Source organism: Terrimonas pollutisoli (genome assembly GCF_029360765.1).
GTDB lineage: Bacteria > Bacteroidota > Bacteroidia > Chitinophagales > Chitinophagaceae > Terrimonas_B > Terrimonas_B pollutisoli.
The window spans coordinates 53,842-73,686 of the sequence record NZ_JARKNA010000016.1 but is presented as its reverse complement, the minus strand read 5'-3'; the positions used below and the strand labels follow the sequence as shown (position 1 = coordinate 73,686).

The 19,845-nt window shown below is 39.2% G+C and carries 19 protein-coding genes; 14 read left to right on the top strand and 5 right to left on the bottom strand.

From position 1 onward, the window contains the following. The gene (locus P2W73_RS20340; protein WP_276503940.1) at nt 1–567 is read left to right on the top strand and encodes a hypothetical protein; all 567 of its coding nucleotides are present in this window, start codon (nt 1–3) and stop codon (nt 565–567) included. On the opposite strand, the gene P2W73_RS20335 is transcribed toward P2W73_RS20340, so the two are convergent. After that, a complete protein-coding gene (locus P2W73_RS20335; protein WP_276503939.1) occupies nt 568–1,701 on the bottom strand; it encodes a glycosyltransferase in 1,134 nt (377 codons plus the stop codon). Nucleotides 1,702–1,934: 233 nt separating this feature from the next. Between P2W73_RS20335 and P2W73_RS20330 the strand changes: the two genes are divergently transcribed. Next, nucleotides 1,935–2,177: a hypothetical protein gene (locus P2W73_RS20330; protein WP_276503938.1), complete on the top strand. Its 243-nt coding sequence runs from the start codon at nt 1,935–1,937 to the stop codon at nt 2,175–2,177. 68 nt (nt 2,178–2,245) lie between these two features. Here P2W73_RS20330 and P2W73_RS20325 read toward each other — a convergent pair whose 3' ends face one another. From P2W73_RS20325 to msrB, 3 genes are all read right to left on the bottom strand, one after another. Then, a complete protein-coding gene (locus P2W73_RS20325) occupies nt 2,246–3,502 on the bottom strand; it encodes a pyridoxal phosphate-dependent aminotransferase (RefSeq protein ID WP_276503937.1) in 1,257 nt (418 codons plus the stop codon). Nucleotides 3,503–3,660: 158 nt separating this feature from the next. Further along, the gene (locus P2W73_RS20320) at nt 3,661–4,077 is read right to left on the bottom strand and encodes a hypothetical protein (protein ID WP_276503936.1); all 417 of its coding nucleotides are present in this window, start codon (nt 4,075–4,077) and stop codon (nt 3,661–3,663) included. 165 nt (nt 4,078–4,242) lie between these two features. After that, entirely contained in the window at nt 4,243–4,824 is a 582-nt protein-coding gene (gene msrB, locus P2W73_RS20315) for a peptide-methionine (R)-S-oxide reductase MsrB (protein WP_276503935.1), read from the bottom strand. Nucleotides 4,825–5,000: 176 nt separating this feature from the next. Between msrB and P2W73_RS20310 the strand changes: the two genes are divergently transcribed. After that, nucleotides 5,001–5,588 carry an adenylate kinase gene (locus P2W73_RS20310; protein ID WP_276503934.1) on the top strand — a complete coding sequence of 196 codons (588 nt, stop codon included), beginning with the start codon at nt 5,001–5,003 and terminating at the stop codon, nt 5,586–5,588. Between the two features lie 101 nt (nt 5,589–5,689). Next, nucleotides 5,690–6,169 (top strand): hypothetical protein, encoded by a 480-nt coding sequence (locus P2W73_RS20305; RefSeq protein WP_276503933.1) that lies wholly within the window; start codon nt 5,690–5,692, stop codon nt 6,167–6,169. Here P2W73_RS20305 and P2W73_RS20300 read toward each other — a convergent pair. After that, complete coding sequence (locus P2W73_RS20300; RefSeq protein ID WP_276503932.1) at nt 6,166–6,639, bottom strand: hypothetical protein; 474 nt, start codon at nt 6,637–6,639, stop codon at nt 6,166–6,168. The two genes, P2W73_RS20305 and P2W73_RS20300, sit on opposite strands and share 4 nt — an antisense overlap. 118 nt (nt 6,640–6,757) lie before the next feature. Here P2W73_RS20300 and paaZ point away from each other — a divergent pair, with 118 nt between their 5' ends. From paaZ to P2W73_RS20250, 10 genes are all read left to right on the top strand, one after another. Then, the gene (paaZ, locus tag P2W73_RS20295; RefSeq protein WP_276503931.1) at nt 6,758–8,845 is read left to right on the top strand and encodes a phenylacetic acid degradation bifunctional protein PaaZ; all 2,088 of its coding nucleotides are present in this window, start codon (nt 6,758–6,760) and stop codon (nt 8,843–8,845) included. 1 nt (nt 8,846) lies between these two features. Beyond that, nucleotides 8,847–9,623, top strand: a complete 777-nt coding sequence (locus P2W73_RS20290; protein WP_276503930.1) for an enoyl-CoA hydratase/isomerase family protein — start codon at nt 8,847–8,849, stop codon at nt 9,621–9,623. A gap of 6 nt (nt 9,624–9,629) precedes the next feature. Further along, nucleotides 9,630–10,271, top strand: a complete 642-nt coding sequence (locus tag P2W73_RS20285; RefSeq protein WP_276503929.1) for a DNA-3-methyladenine glycosylase family protein — start codon at nt 9,630–9,632, stop codon at nt 10,269–10,271. 13 nt (nt 10,272–10,284) lie between these two features. Further along, a complete protein-coding gene (locus P2W73_RS20280; RefSeq protein ID WP_276503928.1) occupies nt 10,285–11,103 on the top strand; it encodes a glycosyltransferase in 819 nt (272 codons plus the stop codon). Nucleotides 11,104–11,277: 174 nt separating this feature from the next. Continuing rightward, on the top strand, nt 11,278–12,405 hold the full coding sequence (locus P2W73_RS20275; protein WP_276503927.1) for a glycosyltransferase: 1,128 nt from the start codon (nt 11,278–11,280) through the stop codon (nt 12,403–12,405). A gap of 10 nt (nt 12,406–12,415) precedes the next feature. Beyond that, a complete protein-coding gene (locus P2W73_RS20270; protein ID WP_276503926.1) occupies nt 12,416–12,790 on the top strand; it encodes a hypothetical protein in 375 nt (124 codons plus the stop codon). A 108-nt stretch (nt 12,791–12,898) separates the two neighbouring features. After that, on the top strand, nt 12,899–13,468 hold the full coding sequence (rfbC, locus tag P2W73_RS20265) for a dTDP-4-dehydrorhamnose 3,5-epimerase (protein WP_276503925.1): 570 nt from the start codon (nt 12,899–12,901) through the stop codon (nt 13,466–13,468). Nucleotides 13,469–13,489: 21 nt separating this feature from the next. Beyond that, on the top strand, nt 13,490–14,443 hold the full coding sequence (locus P2W73_RS20260; RefSeq protein WP_276503924.1) for an NAD-dependent epimerase/dehydratase family protein: 954 nt from the start codon (nt 13,490–13,492) through the stop codon (nt 14,441–14,443). Continuing rightward, nucleotides 14,440–15,300 (top strand): dTDP-4-dehydrorhamnose reductase, encoded by an 861-nt coding sequence (gene rfbD, locus P2W73_RS20255; RefSeq protein WP_276503923.1) that lies wholly within the window; start codon nt 14,440–14,442, stop codon nt 15,298–15,300. Before P2W73_RS20260 ends, rfbD begins: the two co-directional genes overlap by 4 nt. Before the next feature lie 79 nt (nt 15,301–15,379). Next, a complete protein-coding gene (locus P2W73_RS20250) occupies nt 15,380–19,843 on the top strand; it encodes a rhamnosyltransferase WsaF family glycosyltransferase (protein ID WP_276503922.1) in 4,464 nt (1,487 codons plus the stop codon). The last annotated feature ends 2 nt before the right edge of the window (nt 19,844–19,845 follow it).

Sequence of the window (19,845 nt, the reverse complement as noted above, 5' to 3'; positions counted from 1 at the left end):
ATGGACAAGGAGATCCGGCAACATTTTGATAATTTACACAGCAACAATGCTGATCAGCGTTACGCTTCTTTCCGATATATTATCAGTCTGACAAAGGAGCCAGTCGTTTGGGCTTATGAAGTGTGGGATGAGTTATTGCCTTTATTAAAAAAAGGAGATAACCATCAGCGTACAATCGCCGTTCAGGTTCTAAGCAACCTCGCCAAAAGCGATCCGGAACAGCGAATGCTGAAAGATCTTGATAAATTGATGGAAGTAACAAAAGATGAAAAATTCGTGACGGCCCGGCATTCACTTCAGTCTTTATGGAAAATAGGGATCGTCAATAAAGAATTGCAGGAAAAAGTGATAGACCGGCTTAGTAAGCGCTTTAATGAATGTATCGACGAAAAAAATTGCACACTTGTCCGATATGATATACAGGAAGTGTTCAGAAAAATATACGATGTAGTAAAAGATGAAAAGATAAAAGACGTTGCCTCGTTGCTTATCGGGACAGAAGAAGATCCCAAATATTCTAAAAAGTATATGGGGCTATGGAAAGATATTTTGAAAGTAAAGAAGTAATCAGGCCATCGAAATGTTTTTTTTCCTCACTTTCTCAAGAAAAGAACTGACTACTGAAGAAAGTTTGGTTTCTTCCGTGTTTAAAGGGATTTTATAATCAAAAGCATCTGCCTGTTGTAGCATTTTTTCCAATTGAAAATGGTGCTGCTTCACAGAAAAAGCGAATTTTTTTGTCATAAGATATTCTGCCAGGTATTCTTGTTCTGTTTGGCCCGGCGTGGGAATGACAATTGCCTTTTTCCCAAGTTTTGCAATATCCATTATGGTTGAGTAGCCACTTCGGCTAATCATAAATTCTGCTTTCTCCATTTCTTTATTGAAATCATCAGTAGGTAAATGGTTAAAGAAACGAATATCATTGGTAGAGGGAATCAAACTCGCCTCACCGGGCAGCCCCCTGACTATGGTCGCCGTTCCATGATAATGGCCCAATGCATCGACTATTTTATTTTCAAGCAAGGTCCGCTGAGGTTCTGGCCCGGATAAAGAAATAAATAAATGCTTTTTGAGTTGTGAGATATTATTCTTTTTTAATCTTGACAATGGTCCTAAATAATAAACCGGCGCTTTCGGAAATAGGGCCGGATGAGACAATTCACCAGCTAGCCCATATGTTCCTTCCAGGTCAGGAACCCAACATTCGTTGAAACGATTAATAAAAGAAGAATTCCTTTTTTGTATCAACCGGTCAATCCACGGACCAAATGGAGTTTTGATGGCGAGCTGGTGGGTTATAAAAGCAGATGGAACTCTTGAATGGTACAATCCAAAACGATTATCCGAAATGACCGCATCAACCTGGTATTGGTCCACTACTTCCCTGAGCCATTCGTTTTCGGTTTTAATCGCCCGCTGCAGTTTGGGAAGTTGGAAAAAAACCGCCCGAATTAGCCCAGCTGCCGTTCTCCCATACTTTATGCGGTAGCCTCGCAGTTTTAGAAAGGGAAGGGACGGGAACTCCTGTTTGAGCAAACTTTCCTGGGCGCCCTCAGCAGCTAACCAAACATCAGCATTTTGCCGCAACATTTCATAAATCAAAGGTATACAGCGGGTAGCATGCCCGAGCCCCCAGTCTAGCGGGGCGACCAGGATGCGTGGTTTACCTGCCTGTTTTACGGCGGAGTCTTGATACATGTTAATTTTTATGATTTTTAGGCAGAAAGCATACTAATTTCTTGATAAATTAGTTCTAAATTAGAATCCCCAAATTATGAAGAACATTAATAAAATAGCTTTGTTACTTTTGTTGACAGGAATGGTTTTTCTTTCTGCTTGTAGCCGGAATTACTATTCCGGTTCTGGAAAAGGTAGCAATTGTGGATGTCCCAGTCATAAAGGTATGTCGGGTTATTAAAAGACGCTGAACGATGAAAATGCCAAACAGGGATTTATTAGTACTGCTGAAAAGCGAATTCATGAGCCAACAGGCTATTGAACACGAAGTGGAATGCCTGAATGATATGCTTCGCAGAAGTGAATCGGATGAACAGTTTTGTATTGCTCATGAGTTGGTAGACCGTAACCGCATTACTTCCAAACCAAAAAAGATCCTCCGGGCAGTTCGTTATACCGAGTTAAAACAGTTTCGTTTTTTAATCAACAAAAATTAATTTTTACAGATCAGGCTTATAAAAAAGGAGAAAATGAAAATTTTCTCCTTTTTATTTTTTGATTGGCGCTACGATATTTTCCTCAATGCTTCACCTAATTTTTCAATCATTTCACCGATCTCTTCTTTCTTGCATGTTCCAACACTTAGCCTGTACCATGGCGAACTGTGGCTGGCGCCAAAAGCATAAAAAGGAACCACGGCAAGTTTGGCTTCGTTCAGAACATAAGTGGTGACATCATTTTGATTCTCCAGCAATTTTCCCCCAGCTGTTTTTTTACCAGCAAGATCAATTTTTATAGTAAGATAAATGGCGGCTTGGGGTGCTATGGCATCCACCAACAGTCCTTCCTTTTTTAACTGCTGGAAACCCTCATAAATTTTGCCCAGCCTTTCTTCTATCTCTTTTTTAAAATGGGCCATGTATCGTTTGATCGCATCACGGTTACCCAGGTAATAGGCCACTGCTTTTTGCTCGGCCATGGGGGCCCATGCACCGATATGTGTCAGAATGGCTTTCATTTTATTTATAATAGAAGCGGGGCCAAAACTCCAGCCCACTCTTACACCGGTGGCGGCAAACACTTTGCTGATAGCATCGATGAAAATCGTATAAGACCGCATCTCTGGCCGGAGAGATACCGGATTGTAATGTTCAATATCGCCGTAAGTGAGATGCCAGTACATCTGGTCGTACATGACATACAGTTTTTTTTCGTTGTCTCCCCGCCTTTTATTTTCTTCAAGCACCAGATCACAAATGGCTTCCAGGTCCTGCTTTTTAAAAGTAGTTCCTGTAGGGTTTTGAGGCGAGCATAATGCGATCAGCGATGCTTCTTTTATAAACGGGCGTATATCATCAGCAGAAGGCATAAAATTGTTTTCTGCTTTTGCTTCAACCACGACATGTTCACCTCCTACAAAATGAGTGTAATGATTATTATTCCAACTGGGTACTGCATAAATTACTTTGTCGCCTTTATCACATATAGCCCTGAAGACGGAATAGATTAAAGGTCGTCCGCCAGAAGCCACTAATACCTCGCTTATGCCATAGTCAAGTCCTTCGGTGTCTTTTGTAAATGAAACTATCGATTCACGCAGATCAAGATTTCCTTCTGCGGCTGGATAATTGGTAAAATGCCGGCGATAGGCTTCTACAATAGCGTCTTCCAACTCTTTTGGAATCGGAAAAATAGAAGGATCAAAATCACCTACAGTGAAATTGTATATCCGCTCACCCTGGCGGATTTTCTCCCTGATCTCCCCACCGAGTTTTACAATTTCAGAACCTATTAATGTTTCGGATAGATGCGACAGCTTCATGTCTTTTAGATTTAGATAAACGCAAGGCAGAAGCCTTCATGATGCCGCAAAAGTAGAATGATTCATGCAGATGACAAGCAAAGGCTTGACCAATGGCAAATACAAAGAAAAAGAAATAGCCGTCGGAGTGACGGCTACTTAAATAATTTAGACGAACATTAATGATGACCGTGCCCATGACCACGACCATGGCCTTTATGCTTGTGCTTATAGGGCTTACCATAGTAGCCGCCGTGTTTGCTGTATTTTATACGATGACTATCATAGTATCGATAGGCCCTTGGTTGATTAATTACAACCTTATATCCCCTGTACAGATCATAGTTTCTATAAGCAGGAGGAAGATGGGCCGAAAAAATCCAATTGCCTCCTGAAATATAGACAAACTGATGCCGGGGTACATAGTAATACGCTTCAATGTCCGGCAAATAGTAATATTCAACATAGTCGTATCCTCCCGGACCCCAATCGGGTTGAGAATTGATATTAATGCTTACGTTGACCTGGGCTTTACTGTTATTTGAAAAAGCCAGAGCAACAATGAGTGTGGTGACGGATAAAATAGTTTTTTTCACAATTAGGGCTTTTAGTTACTCAACAATTTTCAAAGAAAATGCCAACTCTGCCTAACAATAACTTAAACCAAAACCTTCGTAGTTGCTTTACAAATAGTATTTATACGATGATTGGCCAATAAAAAAGCTCCCTTTATGGGAGCTTATCTCATAAATACAAATCTGTTAATCTTGTGCGGGTTTTTCATTATACTTTTTCTCTGCTTCCTTTGCTTTGGCAAAATCCAATACTACACCGTTGATGCAATATCTCAAACCGGTTGGAGGTGGGCCATCGTCAAACACATGGCCTAAATGAGATTTACAACGTCCGCATTGAACCTCGGTTCTTTGCATTCCATGAGAGTTATCGGGTGTATAAATAATACTTCCTTTACTAATCGGATCATAGAAGCTGGGCCATCCGCACCCACTTTCAAATTTAGTATCGCTTTTGAACAGCGCATTTCCGCAAACAGCACAGTAGTACGTTCCTTTTTCACTCAGGCTTTCATAAGGGCTGCTCCAGGGTCTTTCTGTTCCTTTCAATCTTGCAATATTGAATACCTCTTTAGGCAATACTTTTTCCCATTCACTATCCGGGACATTTACTTTGCTTGTATCTGTATTGGAATAAAGCGGATGCTTTTTAGAAATATCCATGCTTTGTTGTTTTGAGTTTGAAGAATTGGTGTTCGACTGCGAATAGCTGCATTGCTGCAACAGCGAAGCCAGTAGCACAATCATAATTAATTTAGGTAGCCGCATATTTAATGTTTAACAAATTTACGATAAGCATGTTTTAACGGTTTTAGAAGTAACTGTCGCAGTCAACGATTAACATTTTATTGAAAATTCCCGAAATTTTGAACCTCCCTAAGTTGACTGCGGATTTTTAGCCACACTACGTTATATTTGTCACTCACCAAGATTAGATAGTGATTATGTTTAATGTGATCCTGTTTGGCCCTCCTGGTAGCGGAAAAGGTACACAATCTGAAAAATTAGTAGATAGATATGGGTTTGTACACCTGTCAACCGGTGATTTATTAAGAAAGGAACGACAGCTGAAAACTCCCCTTGGAATTGAGGCTCAACAATTTATAGACAAGGGCCAACTGGTTCCGGATGAAGTGGTGATTGGTATGATCAGTTCCGCCCTGGATGAAAATATGGGAGCAAGCGGCTTTCTTTTTGATGGATTTCCCCGAACTGTTGCCCAAGCAGAGGCATTGGATCGTTTATTGGATTTGAAAAAGTCTGAAATAGCGCTGGTCCTCTTCCTGGAAGTAAATGAAGAGGAACTGATCAAACGACTCGTTCACCGTGGTAAAACTTCAGGCAGAACAGATGATGCCGATGAAAACATTCAGCGCAAAAGGCAGGAGGTTTATAAAAATGAAACCCTTCCTGTTGCTGCTTATTATGCTAAGTCAAAGAAAGTGGTCAACATAGATGGTATCGGAACTGTAGAAGAAATTTTTGCAAGACTTTCCGCACAGGTAGATAAAAAAATGAAATCACTCGTTTAAATAGCAGGAACCCCGGAAACGCCGGGGTTCTTTCTTTATGTGTTGAGTGGTTTCTTTTTTATCAAACAGGATTCGTAAAATTGCAGCTTAGCGATCACTATATGAGTTTCGAAAAAGAAAATTTTCTGCGTACAAAGTTGATTCGTTATCTACAACGGCTTGATCCTGCAACACCACCACGCTGGGGTAAAATGAGTGTACAGCAGATGATCGAACACTTTGGTGGGGACGCTGTACGCAATGCCAACGGAAGATTGAAAATTGAAACAATCATTACGCCACCCGAAAATCTGCAACGGATGCGGGACTTCATGATGGGAAATAAACCTTTTAAAGAAAATACCAAGAATCCTTTACTCGGAGAAGAACCCCGGCCTTTGCGATACAAAACAGTGCAGGCGGCCATAGGCGCCTTACAACAAGAACTTATTTATTTTTTTGAAGCCTTTGAAAAAAATCCGGACCTCATTACAAGGAACCCCATTTTTGGCGACCTGAATTTTGAGCAAAACGTACAACTATTACACAAGCACGCCCTACATCATCTCCGGCAGTATGGCGTAGAGCCATTGGATGCCTAGAATTTATCCTTCAGCAACGAATCAGCTTTTTGTAAGCCAGTCAATATTGATTCCTTTACTTTGGATACTTTCAGCTTTTCGGATTTTAAATATTCAATCCTTTTTTCCATGTCGTTGACCGCGGAATCCATATTGAATTCCTCCATCCATTTATTCATTGCAAACTCAGCATAGCTAAGATCCTTTTGAAGGCTATCAAGTTTTAGTTTCAATGGAGCGGCAGCTTGCTTTGCTTTTGCTGGAAGTTTTTCTATTGAATCTATCAACCGCCTGGTTGCCTGCTCAGCTCTTGTTAATTTACCCATTTTTGCCATGCCTATATCATGTCCATCCATTACCTCTTTCCATAGAATTTGGGCTTCCGTTCTCGGTTGAGCTTCTGTCGGGCCGCTTTTTTCATTTTCTGAATCATTGCAGGAAATAAAAATACCTGCAACTATAAATAATATTACAAAAAACAGATGTCTCATATGCCATTTTGTTTTTACGGACAAATGCAAAGATAACCCGTACTGTTTACACGAAATAGATAACAGTCAAAGTCTGTTTTCAGCTAATTTCGTTTTCGAATATTGAATGATTGCCGCTATGAATAAATTACAAAACTATGTTACCGGCCGATGGATCACCGGCGAAGGTGATGGCCAAACATTATATAATGCCGTCACGGGCGAAGCAATTGCGTCCGCTTCTACAAAAGGATTGGATTTTAAATCAATTGTTGAATATGCCAGGAATACAGGCAACCCGGCCTTGCGGAAATTAACTTTCCATGAAAGAGGAAACAAGTTGAAAGCACTCGCCTTATATTTAAGGGAACATTTAGAAAAGTTTTATTCCATCAGTTACCAAACTGGTGCTACAAGAGCAGATAGCTGGGTAGACATTGAAGGAGGAATTGGCAACTTGTTTGCCAATGCATCACTGCGCAGAAAATTTCCTGATGAATCCTTTTGTATCGACGGCGAATCACACAATTTGAGCAAGCACAATAGTTTTATGGGTACGCATATCCTCGTACCCAAGGAAGGCGTAGCCATTCACATCAATGCTTTTAATTTCCCGGTGTGGGGAATGCTTGAAAAAATTGCGGTGAATTTATTGGCAGGAGTGCCCGCCATCGTAAAGCCGGCGACTGTTACATCCTACCTGACCGAAGCAGTAGTGAAAGAAATTATCGCTTCAAAAATATTACCAGAGGGTGCTTTGCAACTCATTTGTGGTAGTGCAGGCGATTTACTGGATCATGTCAGCTCGCAGGATGTCGTTACGTTTACCGGCTCTGCATCCACGGGTTTATTGTTAAAATCCAATGAACGGATATTGAAAGAGTCTGTTCCCTTCAATATGGAGGCAGATTCGCTTAACTGCATAGTCCTTGGTGAAGATGTAACCCTCGGCAAACCCGAGTGGGATATTTTTATCAAAGAAGTAAGAAAAGAGATGACCGCAAAAGCAGGACAGAAATGCACGGCGATACGAAGAATATTCGTTCCCGATAATAAAATGGAAGATGTGTGGAAAGCCATTGCCACTTCCCTTTCGCAAACGACAATTGGCAATCCGCTTAATGAAAAGGTAAGGATGGGCTCACTTGCGGGACAAGATCAAAGACAGGAAGTAAAAATGCAGGTGGAAAAATTATTGGCATCATCCCAACTAATTTATGGCTCGATGGATAGTGTGGAGGTACTGGATGCAGATGCAAAAAAAGGAGCTTTTGTATCGCCTCTTTTACTATTAAACAAAACGCCTTTTAGCAGTAATGAGCCTCACGAGGTAGAGGCTTTTGGACCCGTAAGCACTGTTATGCCGTATAAAAATATGGATGAGGCGATCGAGCTTAGCAAAAAAGGTAAAGGGTCTTTATGTTCCACTATTGTCACGGCGAATAATAAACTGGCCCGGCAATATGTTTTAGGTGCGGCAACACATCATGGGCGAATGTTGATATTAAATACAAGTTGTGCAAAAGAAAGCACTGGTCACGGCTCACCTTTACCGCTATTGGTACACGGTGGCCCAGGCAGAGCTGGCGGAGGCGAAGAAATGGGTGGCATTCGGGGAGTGAAACATTATATGCAAAGAGTAGCACTGCAAGGTTCGCCTACCACTATTACTGTCATTACAAATGTTTATCAGCAATATGCTGAAGGGAAGGATCCTGGAAAACATCCCTTCCGGAAGTATTTTGAAGACCTGGAAATCGGTGACCAGTTAATCACGGATAAAAGATTGATAACCTCTGAAGACATTGACCGTTTTGCAGATCTTAGTGGCGACCATTTTTATGCACATATCAAAACCACTAATTTTACAAACACAATGTTTGAACAACAGGTAGCGCATGGATATTTTATTATGAGCGTCGCTGCGGGTTTGTTTGTTGACAGCTATGAAAAAAATCCGGTGTTGTTGAACTATGGCATTGATGAGTTAAGGTTTACCAAGCCCGTTTATCCCGGCGCAGAAATATATATTAAATTCACATGTAAAGAAAAGCTGCCGCAGGATTTAAAACCCGCCCGAACGGCTGATACCGTTCAGTCGGGCGGGGATGAAAATGATATTCCGAAAGGAATTGTAAAATGGCTGGTTGAAATACTGGATGACACAGAAGAACCGATGGTAGGGATTGCCACGATATTAACAATGGTTAAAAGAAAAGAAAACTAATATGCTTACTGAAGTAAAAGAAGGCTATGTAAAATCTGAGTTCCACAATGGAATTACCACAATCGAATTTTTTCATCCCCAAAGCAATTCCCTGCCCAGCCGCATACTGGAAGAGCTGGCTCACGTAATCCACGGCGCTGGCAATGATGAGACTACCAAAGTAATAATTCTCCGGTCAGGTGGTGATAAAGCGTTTTGTGCCGGTGCTTCATTTGACGAATTAAAATCTATTAAGGATAAAGAACAGGGACTTCATTTTTTTAGTGGCTTTGCCCATGTAATCAACGCACTGCGAACCTGTCCAAAATTTATTATTGGCAGGATTCATGGCAAATGTGTTGGCGGTGGTGTTGGCCTGGCGGCCGCTGTTGATTATGCAATAGCGGTTGAATCTTCGGTGGAAATAAGATTAAGCGAGTTGGCAATCGGTATTGGTCCTTTTGTAGTGGGCCCCGCAGTTGAAAGAAAGATTGGTTTATCCGCCTTTTCACAACTCGCCATAGATGCCACGATGTGGCGCAATGCTGACTGGGCAAGAAGAAAAGGTTTATTTGCGGAGTTGCATCCAACTGTCGAAGGGATGGATGAATCTATCCAGCGATTATCGCATACGCTTATGCAATCAAGCACTGAGGCTATGGCGGAGTTGAAAAAAACATTATGGAAAGGCACTGAACATTGGGATAAGCTATTAATTGAAAGAGCTGCTATCAGCGGTAAACTAATATTAAGCGAGTTTTCCAAAAAAGCCATTGAGAAATTCAAGGCAGTTAAATAAATTATTGTGTCTGATATCTTATCAAGCTTTAGTGATAAAAACTTTCATTTACTCTGCGATAAACTTGGCCGTAAGGATAAAGACTTAAGAGGTATTTTAAAAAAATACGGTTACCCACCGCTTTGGTCAAGACCCAGCAGTTTTTCGACACTTATTCATATTATCCTGGAGCAGCAGGTTTCATTAGCTTCTGCTCTTGCTGCTTTTAATAAACTGAAGGAAAAGATTGGCTCTGTAACTCCCGAAAAGCTCTTGGCACTTTCTGATGAAGAAATGAGAGCCTGTTATTTCAGCCGCCAAAAAACCATTTATGCAAGACACCTGGCGGAAGTGATTGTTTCGGGCAAGTTAAATCTTGAAGAACTTTCAATTTTGCCCGATCACCTGATTCGTGAAAAGTTGAAGCAAATAAAAGGCATCGGCGACTGGACGGTTGATGTTTATTTATTATTCGCTTTAAAAAGAACGGATGTATTCCCGGTTGGCGATCTTGCAATGATCAATGCCTTCAGGGATATAAAACAACTATCAAAAGAAATAAGCAGAGAGGCCATCATTGAAATGGCGAGGCCATGGCAGCCTTATCGTTCCATTGGAACTATGCTATTATGGCATCATTATATTCAAAAAAGAGGTATCAGGACTTAAGCTGAATATTGATATGCACCCATCACGAAGCGAGATAGATTTTTGTTTGCTGATTCCCTGTTATAATAATTTTACCGGATTGATCAGCTCATTAAAAAGCGTTGTTTATCCTGCTGATAAATTTTTAATTGTAGTAGTAGACGATGGTAGTAAGGAGGCAGTAACCGAAGAAAGGATCCAAAAAGAAATAGGTAATGCAAAACCTGTTGTCGTTATACAAAATGAAAAAAATTTAGGGATAACAGCAACACTTAATAATGGTTTGCGATGGATAGAGGAAAACACTAATTCAAAATACATTGCACGGCTCGATTGTGGAGATATATGTGCAGAAGAAAGGTTTGTGATCCAGGTTCAATATATGGACGGACATCCAGAAGTTGGACTGATTGGAAGTTGGTGCATTTTTGAAGATAAAAAAACTTTTGAAAAATATCATTATAAAACCCCTTTGGACCATTTAGATATTTTGAAAGCTATGCACTTTCGAAATGTTTTTATTCATCCCACCACTATATTTCGCACCATGTCATTATCAAAAGTTGGGAATTACCCAATTTCTTTTGAACATGCTGAGGATTATGCGTTCTTCTGGAAATTAATTAATTATCAACCTTCTCATATTATTGATAGGTTTCTGGTAACCTGCGAAGTAAATCTAAGTGGAATCTCTTACTCAAACAGGATAAAACAATTAAAGTCAAGATGGAAAATTGTAAAAACCTATGGATCTTATAAGATAATGAAAATTATAGGTTTTATACGGATTTTACTATTGTATATTATCCCGAAAAGTTTAGTTTTGCGACTGAAGAAAATGATAGCTGATTGAAATGCAACGTTTTCTTCCTCCTGATTGTCAAGTGTTCGCTATCAAGTCCCTTGATTGCTTTCCACTATTTTAAGGATCTGATTTGCCAAATCATTAATGCATTATTTAATATGAAATGATGTAATGGTCTGGATTTTGTGTCCATGTTCAATATTCAGGAAAATAACTAAACCTATGATAATTGTCCACATTGTTGAACCTTTTGCCGCAGGCGTGGCTGTCTTCGTAAGATCACTTACGGAGGCCATGCCCGATGACATGCATATAGTGGTGCATGGTGAAAGAAAGAATGAAATGGCAGCTGCGGAGGTAAAAAAGAATTTTCCCAGGAAAAATGTACGTTTTATCAAATGGCGTTCTGTAGGTCGGCAAATTGATCCGTTCAAGGATCTTATGGCTTTAACAGAAGTTTACAAAATATTAATACGGCTGAAGGGAAAAAACATGATTGATGCAGTTCACCTTCATTCTTCAAAAAGTGGTTTGCTTGGGAGGATTGCCTGTCGGCTAGCCGGTATTTCCAATATTTTCTACACACCTAATGGTGCGTCGTTTCTTTCTGCTTCTAACGGAATAGCCAGGTACTTTTATCAGCTTCTTGAAAAGTTAAGTCATAGGTTCCTGGGAGGCAATATGATATGTTGTTCAGCCTCTGAATTGGAACAATATCAAAAAATTGGCATTATTGGTGACTATATAAACAATGGAATTAATATAAAAAGACCAAAAAGTTCCAATACGAGGATTAAAAACAAAAAGTTCACCGTTGTAACAAGTGGGAGAATTGAAGATCAAAAAAATCCTGCGTTATTCAACAACATTGCCTCTTATTTCGAGGATTTAGAACAAATTGAATTCGTGTGGGTAGGTGATGGCCAGGACAAAAATATATTTACCACTAAAAATATAAAAATCACAGGGTGGTTAAATGCAAACGAAGTAAATGAACATGTTCTATCCTCCGACGTATACTTGTCTACATCGAAATATGAAGGGCTATCCTTTTCCGTACTCGAAGCGTTGGCACTGAAAAAAGCAGTGCTTTTAAGTAATTGCACCGGAAATGTAGATATTATAAAGAATGGAATTAATGGGGATCTTTTTTCAACACCCAATGAGGCTATTATTAAAATATTACAGTATTACAATAACAGGGACATGCTGAATGTAATGGGACATTTTTCCCGTGAAATATGCAAGACAGAATTTGATGCCAAAGAAAACTTTAAATCATACCGCGAACTATATGCCGGATCATTAGCAGAAGCAGCTGGTGGAAGAGCAATATGGAGTTTGGGATAAACCTATATCTATGGAGCATTCAATAATAACACAATCTTTTTCGCCTAACGGAGATGAAAAACTGGATGAGTTGCAACAATCGCTCGAGTCTATAGAACAAAAATTAGATAATGAAGTTTTAAGCAAGCAAAAAACTATTGATCGGCAGGAACAGGAAATAAATCATTTGCACCTTCTCATAGAGGGAAAGGATAAAACCATTTTGGAGCTCACAGAAAAGTTATCTGAATGCATGCATAATGCTGAAGGGAACAGGCAATTGATTAATAAACTGCTCAACGATATTGATAGAATTAACCAGGATATTGAGTGGTATAAAAGAACATATGAAAAAAGAAGCTTGACAGGCACCATTATGCAAAAGTTATTTCGAAAAAATAACTAAATGTATCCCTCACCCTTTAATGTTTTTGATCATGGTATTTTATCATATCCTATCTCATCAATAATCATAAACCTAATTTTTGCCAAATTTTAAATTTAAAACCCAACAATGGAGTTCCAGATCGAAAAGACAATTTTGAGAGATGTATTTATTATTACCCCGGATATTTTTAAAGATGAGAGAGGCTTTTTTACAGAAACCTATCGAAAAGACAAGTATAAAGAACTGGGCCTAGATATTGAATTTGTTCAGGACAATCATTCACGTTCTGCTAAAAACGTAGTTAGAGGATTACATTTTCAATGGGAACCTCCGATGGGTAAGTTGATGAGGGTAACACAAGGTGTTGCTTTTTTGGTTGCCGTTGATATTCGTATCGGCTCCCCTACTTTTGGTAACTGGGTAGGAGTTGAAGCCTCGGTAGAAAATCGTAAACAAGTTTACGCTCCTGCAGGTTTTGCCAGAGGCTTTGGAGTGATGAGTGAGTTTGCAGAGATTCAATATAAATGCACTGGTGTTTATACAAGCACTAAAGCAGAGTCGGGTATTTTATGGAACGATCCTACAATTGGCATAGACTGGCCCGTTAAAAACCCCATTCTTTCCCAAAAAGATGAAGTAGCACAAACATTGGAGCAGTGGGCAAACCGACCTGAGTCAAAAAAATTTGTTTATTAATCTATAGGAAACTCAATTAAGATGAAAATATTAATTGCAGGTGGCGCAGGGTATGTGGGTTCAGCCCTGATTCCTAAATTGCTGGAACGCGGTTATGCCGTTGATGTGATTGATTTACTTTGGTTTGGTAATTTTCTGCCGGCAGAAGTCAAGATATTTCAAAAAGATATTTTTGAACTTCAGGAAGAAGAATTGAAATCGTATGATCAAGTGATGTTTCTCGCAGGCCTTTCTAATGATCCGATGGCAGAATTCTCCCCAGCTAAGAATTTTATTTATAATGCATCATCTCCTTCCTACTTAGCATATATCGCTAAAAAGGCTGGAGTCAGGAAATTTATTTATGCCAGTTCCTGTTCCGTATATGGATATACAGTCAATGAACTATATGATGAAACTGCACCTGCTATTTCCAATTATCCGTATGGTATTTCAAAATTACAGGGCGAAGAAGGTGTATTAGGAATGGCAGACAAAGATTTTTCAGTGATTTGTTTCAGAAAAGGTACCGTCAGTGGATATAGTCCCCGAATGAGACTCGATTTAATCGTAAACACAATGTTCAAGACATCTGTATCTTCCGGCGAGATAGTTGTAAACAACCCCTCCATTTGGCGCCCTATTCTTAGTATCGAGGATGCAATCAGTGGTTATGTCCGAGCCATCGAAAGTTCGGAAGGTATTAGCGGTGTCTTTAATCTATCAAGCGGTAATTATACCGTAGGAGAAGTAGCCGACCTCGTGAAAGAATCCGTGGAAAAGAAGCTCGGAAAATCGGTAAGACTTAATATTAAAAATATAAAAGATTTCAGAAATTATAAGGTGACGACAGATAAAGCAGTTACTACGTTGAGCTTTAAACCTAAGCATGATGTGACGGCGATACTGGATGGTCTTATCGCTAATATGGATAAGTTCAAAGATTTTGATAATCCCAACTACTACAATATTCAGATGTTTAAACAATTGAAATGATGAAGATAGCAATAATTGGAGCTAACGGACAACTAGGAACTGATCTGACAGAAGTGCTATCGGTAGAACATGAAGTATTGGCATTGAGCCATGCAGACATTGAGGTCACAGACATAGACAGCCTAAATAAAGCGCTTTGCTCGATAAAGCCGGATATAGTTCTGAACACAGCTGCCTATCACATTGTACCCGATGCGGAGAGGTTTCCTGACAAGGCTTTTCAAATTAATGGGAAGGGTGCGCTTAACCTGGCCAGAATCTGCAGTGATGAGAAGATCAGATTGGTGCATTATAGTACAGATTACGTTTTTGATGGAGAAAAAAAAACCCCATATACAGAAGATGATAAGCCCAATCCATTGAATGTATACGCCAACACTAAACTTTCCGGCGAGTATTTTGCTTTGAATTATTGCGATACATCTTATGTGATTCGTATCTCAGGTATTTACGGAAAAATTCCTTCCCGTGCTAAGGGCGGTAATTTTATAACGACCATGCTGAAGTTGGCAAAGGAAAAGCCGGAAGTAAAAGTGGTAAATGATGAAATACTTACTCCTACAAGCACTTACAGGATAGCCAGCAATACAGCCGAGCTTATAAAAACAGATTCATATAATTTGTATCACATGACTTCAGAAGGGCAGTGCTCCTGGTACGAATTTGCCAAAGTCATCTGGGATACATTAGGATTAAAAACGCCTTTGATTCCTACAAGTGTAAAAGAATTCAATGCTCCGGTAAAAAGACCCTTTTATTCCGTACTTGAAAATATGAATCTTAATAAGATAGGGTGTAACAATATGAAAGATTGGAAAAAAGACTTACAGGATTTTTTAATCAATAAGTTAAAGTAAATCTTCAACCGCAGAGCGGGAGGAGTTGAAAAATATTTTAAAAGCCATATTCAATCAAACCTAAATCCACCTATTAAAAATGGATGATAAAAATTTTTACGATCGGTACTACTACCTGACTTCATGCGGAATTTCATATGATAACAAAGAAAGTTGGCAATCTTTTTTTGGTACGATTGCAGATAGAATTGTCAGCGACATAAATCCTAAAACTGTGCTGGATGCCGGCTGCGCTTATGGTTACCTCGTTGCGGCGCTGAGAGACAGGGGCGTTGAGGCATATGGTATTGATATTTCGGAGTATGCCATCAACCAGGTGAGAGAGGATATCAGGCCATATTGTAGCGTTGGTTCAGTGTTGGATCCGCTCGATCGGCAATATGACCTGATCATTTGTATTGAGGTCATTGAACACCTGGCCGTGCAGGATGGCAGAACGATGATTGAAAACTTATGTCGCCATACTTCAGATTTTGTTTTTACTTCTACACCAGCAGACTTTAAAGAGGCAACCCATTTTAATGTTCACCCCACTGAATACTGGGCAAAACTCTTTGCCAGCTGTAATTTTTTCCGTGACATTGAGTTTGACGGATCTTTTATTATTGATCATGCTATCCGTTTTCGTAAACAGCAGCACACGTTGCCTGAAATCATATATGACTACGAGAAAGGATTTTTTAAAAATTATATTGAGAATAAGACGCTTCGTAGCGAGCTTATTAAATCACGTGCCGAACTGTCACAACGCTTTAACGAGAACGAAAGCTCGCTGTTAGCGGAGAAAAACCAGATTATCAAAGATAAAGACCGTCACATTTATAACTTGGATTCAGAGCTTAGGGGCAAGTCCGCTCATATCAGTGAAATAGAAAGAATATTAAAAGCAAAGGAAGAATATATTGGCCATCTCGAGGGTTTAACAAAGCAAAAAGAAGCAGCTCTGAACGAAAGAAGTGAGCAATTAAAACATTTTGAAGATAATCTTCATGAACTTGACAGGCAACAACTTTTCCAGATTGAAAAAATTATAGATGGGAATAATAATTTGCTCGGCGAGAAAGACAAGCAATTAAAAACCTGGGAAGAACATGTTCGGCAACTTCACAATCATTTAAGTCTTTTAGATAATATAGTTTTTAAAACAGAAGAGAAACACAATGAGCTTGCGGAATATCTTAATCAGCTAAACGGCTCTATTGAGTATCTCAATAAAACCATCGCTAACAAGGGAGAGCAGCTACAACATTTATCAAAAAGTCATGATGACGGGACAAGCAATAGTATGGCTGAAACGGAAGACCGGAAAACGATAGAGGAGCTCACGCATATTAATGAAGAGTACAGGCAGAAACTGATTTCGTCTTATAACGATAGAAATATGAAAGATAAACTCCTTCACGATCTGAACCTGCAGCTCAACAGCCTGAAACTCGGCGCCGAAATACCCAACTCCCAGAACCAGGCGATTATTATTGAATTTGAGCGAATCAAAAGGCTCAAAGGATATAAATTGTTGATGAAGTACTACATGATCAGGGATAGGTTGTTGAGGAGACACAAGCCAGGTAATACATCAAAAAAAAATAGTGTCAACTTACAGGGTTCATCTGTTTCTGCCGATAAGGCGTCGCCTATAGCTTCCATTGCCACTGGTGAAACGATTTTGCAGATGGAAAGAAAGTATTTTTCAAGCAATCCAATCTATAATGTCGAATTCGCTTATGTACCTCTAATTAGTGTCATTGTACCAGTTTACAACACTCCCATCAGTATTTTGAAGGAAATGATTGAATCCGTTTTAGATCAAACATATTCTCATCTTGAATTATGTATCGTAAATGGCAGTGCAGAGAACACACAGATATCTTCTTGTATTAAGAAGTACATGGAAACGGATGACCGGGTGGTATATATAGAGGTGGAAAATAAAGGTATTGCAGAGAATACCAATGCTGGTATAAAACTGGCAAAGGGAGAGTTTATTGCCCTTCTTGATCACGATGATATTATTACTCCTCACGCTTTGTTTGAAGTAGTATACAGGTTACAAGATGATATTACTTTATACGATTTCTTTTATTCTGATAAGGATATGATGCTTGAGCACGGTGAAACAAGTGTTAACCCTCTTTATAAGCCCCAATGGTCACCGGAAATCATGTTTTCAGCAAACTACCTGACACACTTCTGTGTTATCAGGAAAAGCCTGCTCGAAAAAGCCGGACTCTTAGACTCCGGTACCGATGGATCGCAGGATTGGGATATATTTCTTAAAGTATCGAGGCTTACAGATCGTATATGTCATATTCCTAGCATTTTGTACCATTGGAGAATTGTTAACACTTCAGTAGCCAGTGGGATTGGAGCCAAGCCCTATGCATTGCAAGCACAACTCACTTCATTGAAAAATCACCTGACGGCTCTGAATCAAAAAGCTGTGGTGTATTTTGCTTCTGAAGAAAAAGGAATTATAAAAGTTGATTGGGAAGCACCTGACACGAAAAAGATATCATTCATAGTCACCCATAGTGCAGATGACTATTTGTTGAAAAAACTGTTTCAGCAGATTAACGCATTTAAAACTGCATATGGGTATGAAACGGAAATTGTAGTACTTACTCAAGAGAGTATTGATGTTGATAAGTTGGGTAAAGGTGCAAGGATAGTAAATGCTAATCAGACAAATATTTATGAAAGTATTAATGCGGTAACTCCGGATCTTATTGGAGATATCCTTTTGTTTGCAGATAGTAAGGTAAATTTTACAGATGAACATTCTATAAATCAACTTGTAATTTGGGCAGCGCAAAAACCGTATGGCGCAATATCTCCCAAAATAATTGACTCCAAAGAAAAAATATTAAGTACAGGCCTGGTTTTAAACGGAAATTCAGTTGTAGACATTTTCCGGGGTACCGAAAAGGTTGAGTATACAATATTTGGTTATACTGAATGGTACAGAAATATCACTTCAGTGAGACAGGAATGTTTTGCTATAAACGCAACTCTCTTAAGCGAAGTTGGTTATTTCAATCCAGAGTATAAGGAGTTTTCATGTGTTGAGCTATGTCTTAGATTGTCGAAACACGGATATCGGCATGTATACAATCCGTTTTCGGTTGTCCAAACATCCATGGTGGCAGACCTCAATAATTTTACACGGAGCAAATACTTTTCAACTTTGCGTGATATCTATCAAATAAAGGAATGTGACAGACATTGGAATATTAACCTGCAATCCACCAGTAGTATACCGGTAGAAAATAAAAGAAAGTTACTTAGGTTCACATCTCCAAAGTTAATGGAGGTGAGGCCGCAAACCGGGTGGGAGAAATACAGCACTGATGCGTTGTATCTTGCAAATGCCTTTGATTTTTCAACCGCAGATTTTAAAAAGAATTCAGAACTGATAGCGTCCAATAGAAATTATATTGATATAAAATCTGTAAACTGGTTTTTACCTCATTTTGATTTTATATATTATGCGGGTTTGTATACTATATTCAGATTTGCTAACTATTTGCAATCGGTAAAAAAAGTAAAAAATACATTTATAATAGTAGGGGGTATTGATTCTGCTGAGACATATAATATGATAATAGAAGCTTTTCCACTACTGAAGGATAGCAAGGTGATAAGCCTAGCGGGAATTTCGGAGATAGATAAAGCCCCTTATGCAGACGCAAGCATCTGCAGCCTGTGGACTACAGCTTATTATCTATTACGATTCAACAAAACAAAGAGGAAGTTTTATTTTATTCAGGATTTTGAACCTCTGTTTTATCCAGCCGGATCAACATTTGGGCAAACCGAAACAACGTATAAATTCGGATTTTATGGAATAGCCAATACGGAAGGCATTAGAAAAATATATGAAAGTCAGTATAATGGCAAAGCCATTGATCTTAAACCTTGTATTGATACAACTGTATTTCATCATAACAACCGTCATAAGCCTCTACATAATAAATACAATGTATTTTTTTATGGGAGACCCGGACATCCCCGAAACGGCTTTGAGCTTGGTTCGGCTGCATTGCGAATATTGAAAACAAAACTTGGCGAAAAAGTCGAAATTTTTTGCGCCGGTGCAGAATGGGACCCTAAGGACTATGGTCTTGAAGGCGTAGTCAATAATATCGGTAGAATGGATTTTGAAAAGACAGCTGATCTGTACAGGATTTGTGATGTTGGACTTGTAATGATGTTCACTAAACATCCATCCTACCTTCCATTTGAACTAATGGCTTGTGGGTGTGCTGTTGTTTCTAATTATAACAATGATACAAAGTGGTTTTTAAAAGAGAATGTGAATTGCCTATTAACAGAAGCAACCGCCACCAGGATCGCTGAAACTATCGAGGAACTACTCCTCAATAACGCATTGCGAAATAAGCTGGTTGAAAATGCGATAGCTGATATTAGGAATAATCATACTAGTTGGGATATAGAGCTTAACACGATTTACGATTACATGTGTCAGCCGGAGAATGTTAAAACTCAACTTAAGACTAACTCTGACGTGAAAATGATTAAATGAAA

Excerpts from the sequence above, each read along its gene's own strand:
- P2W73_RS20340 (WP_276503940.1), top strand. The coding sequence starts at position 1 with ATGGACAAGGAGATCCGGCAACATTTTGATAATTTACACAGCAACAAT.
- P2W73_RS20335 (WP_276503939.1), bottom strand. The coding sequence starts at position 1,701 with ATGTATCAAGACTCCGCCGTAAAACAGGCAGGTAAACCACGCATCCTG.
- P2W73_RS20330 (WP_276503938.1), top strand. The coding sequence starts at position 1,935 with ATGAAAATGCCAAACAGGGATTTATTAGTACTGCTGAAAAGCGAATTC.
- P2W73_RS20325 (WP_276503937.1), bottom strand. The coding sequence starts at position 3,502 with ATGAAGCTGTCGCATCTATCCGAAACATTAATAGGTTCTGAAATTGTA.
- msrB (WP_276503935.1), bottom strand. The coding sequence starts at position 4,824 with ATGCGGCTACCTAAATTAATTATGATTGTGCTACTGGCTTCGCTGTTG.
- P2W73_RS20310 (WP_276503934.1), top strand. The coding sequence starts at position 5,001 with ATGTTTAATGTGATCCTGTTTGGCCCTCCTGGTAGCGGAAAAGGTACA.
- P2W73_RS20305 (WP_276503933.1), top strand. The coding sequence starts at position 5,690 with ATGAGTTTCGAAAAAGAAAATTTTCTGCGTACAAAGTTGATTCGTTAT.
- P2W73_RS20300 (WP_276503932.1), bottom strand. The coding sequence starts at position 6,639 with ATGAGACATCTGTTTTTTGTAATATTATTTATAGTTGCAGGTATTTTT.
- paaZ (WP_276503931.1), top strand. The coding sequence starts at position 6,758 with ATGAATAAATTACAAAACTATGTTACCGGCCGATGGATCACCGGCGAA.
- P2W73_RS20290 (WP_276503930.1), top strand. The coding sequence starts at position 8,847 with ATGCTTACTGAAGTAAAAGAAGGCTATGTAAAATCTGAGTTCCACAAT.
- P2W73_RS20280 (WP_276503928.1), top strand. The coding sequence starts at position 10,285 with ATGCACCCATCACGAAGCGAGATAGATTTTTGTTTGCTGATTCCCTGT.
- P2W73_RS20275 (WP_276503927.1), top strand. The coding sequence starts at position 11,278 with ATGATAATTGTCCACATTGTTGAACCTTTTGCCGCAGGCGTGGCTGTC.
- P2W73_RS20270 (WP_276503926.1), top strand. The coding sequence starts at position 12,416 with ATGGAGCATTCAATAATAACACAATCTTTTTCGCCTAACGGAGATGAA.
- rfbC (WP_276503925.1), top strand. The coding sequence starts at position 12,899 with ATGGAGTTCCAGATCGAAAAGACAATTTTGAGAGATGTATTTATTATT.
- P2W73_RS20260 (WP_276503924.1), top strand. The coding sequence starts at position 13,490 with ATGAAAATATTAATTGCAGGTGGCGCAGGGTATGTGGGTTCAGCCCTG.
- rfbD (WP_276503923.1), top strand. The coding sequence starts at position 14,440 with ATGATGAAGATAGCAATAATTGGAGCTAACGGACAACTAGGAACTGAT.
- P2W73_RS20250 (WP_276503922.1), top strand. The coding sequence starts at position 15,380 with ATGGATGATAAAAATTTTTACGATCGGTACTACTACCTGACTTCATGC.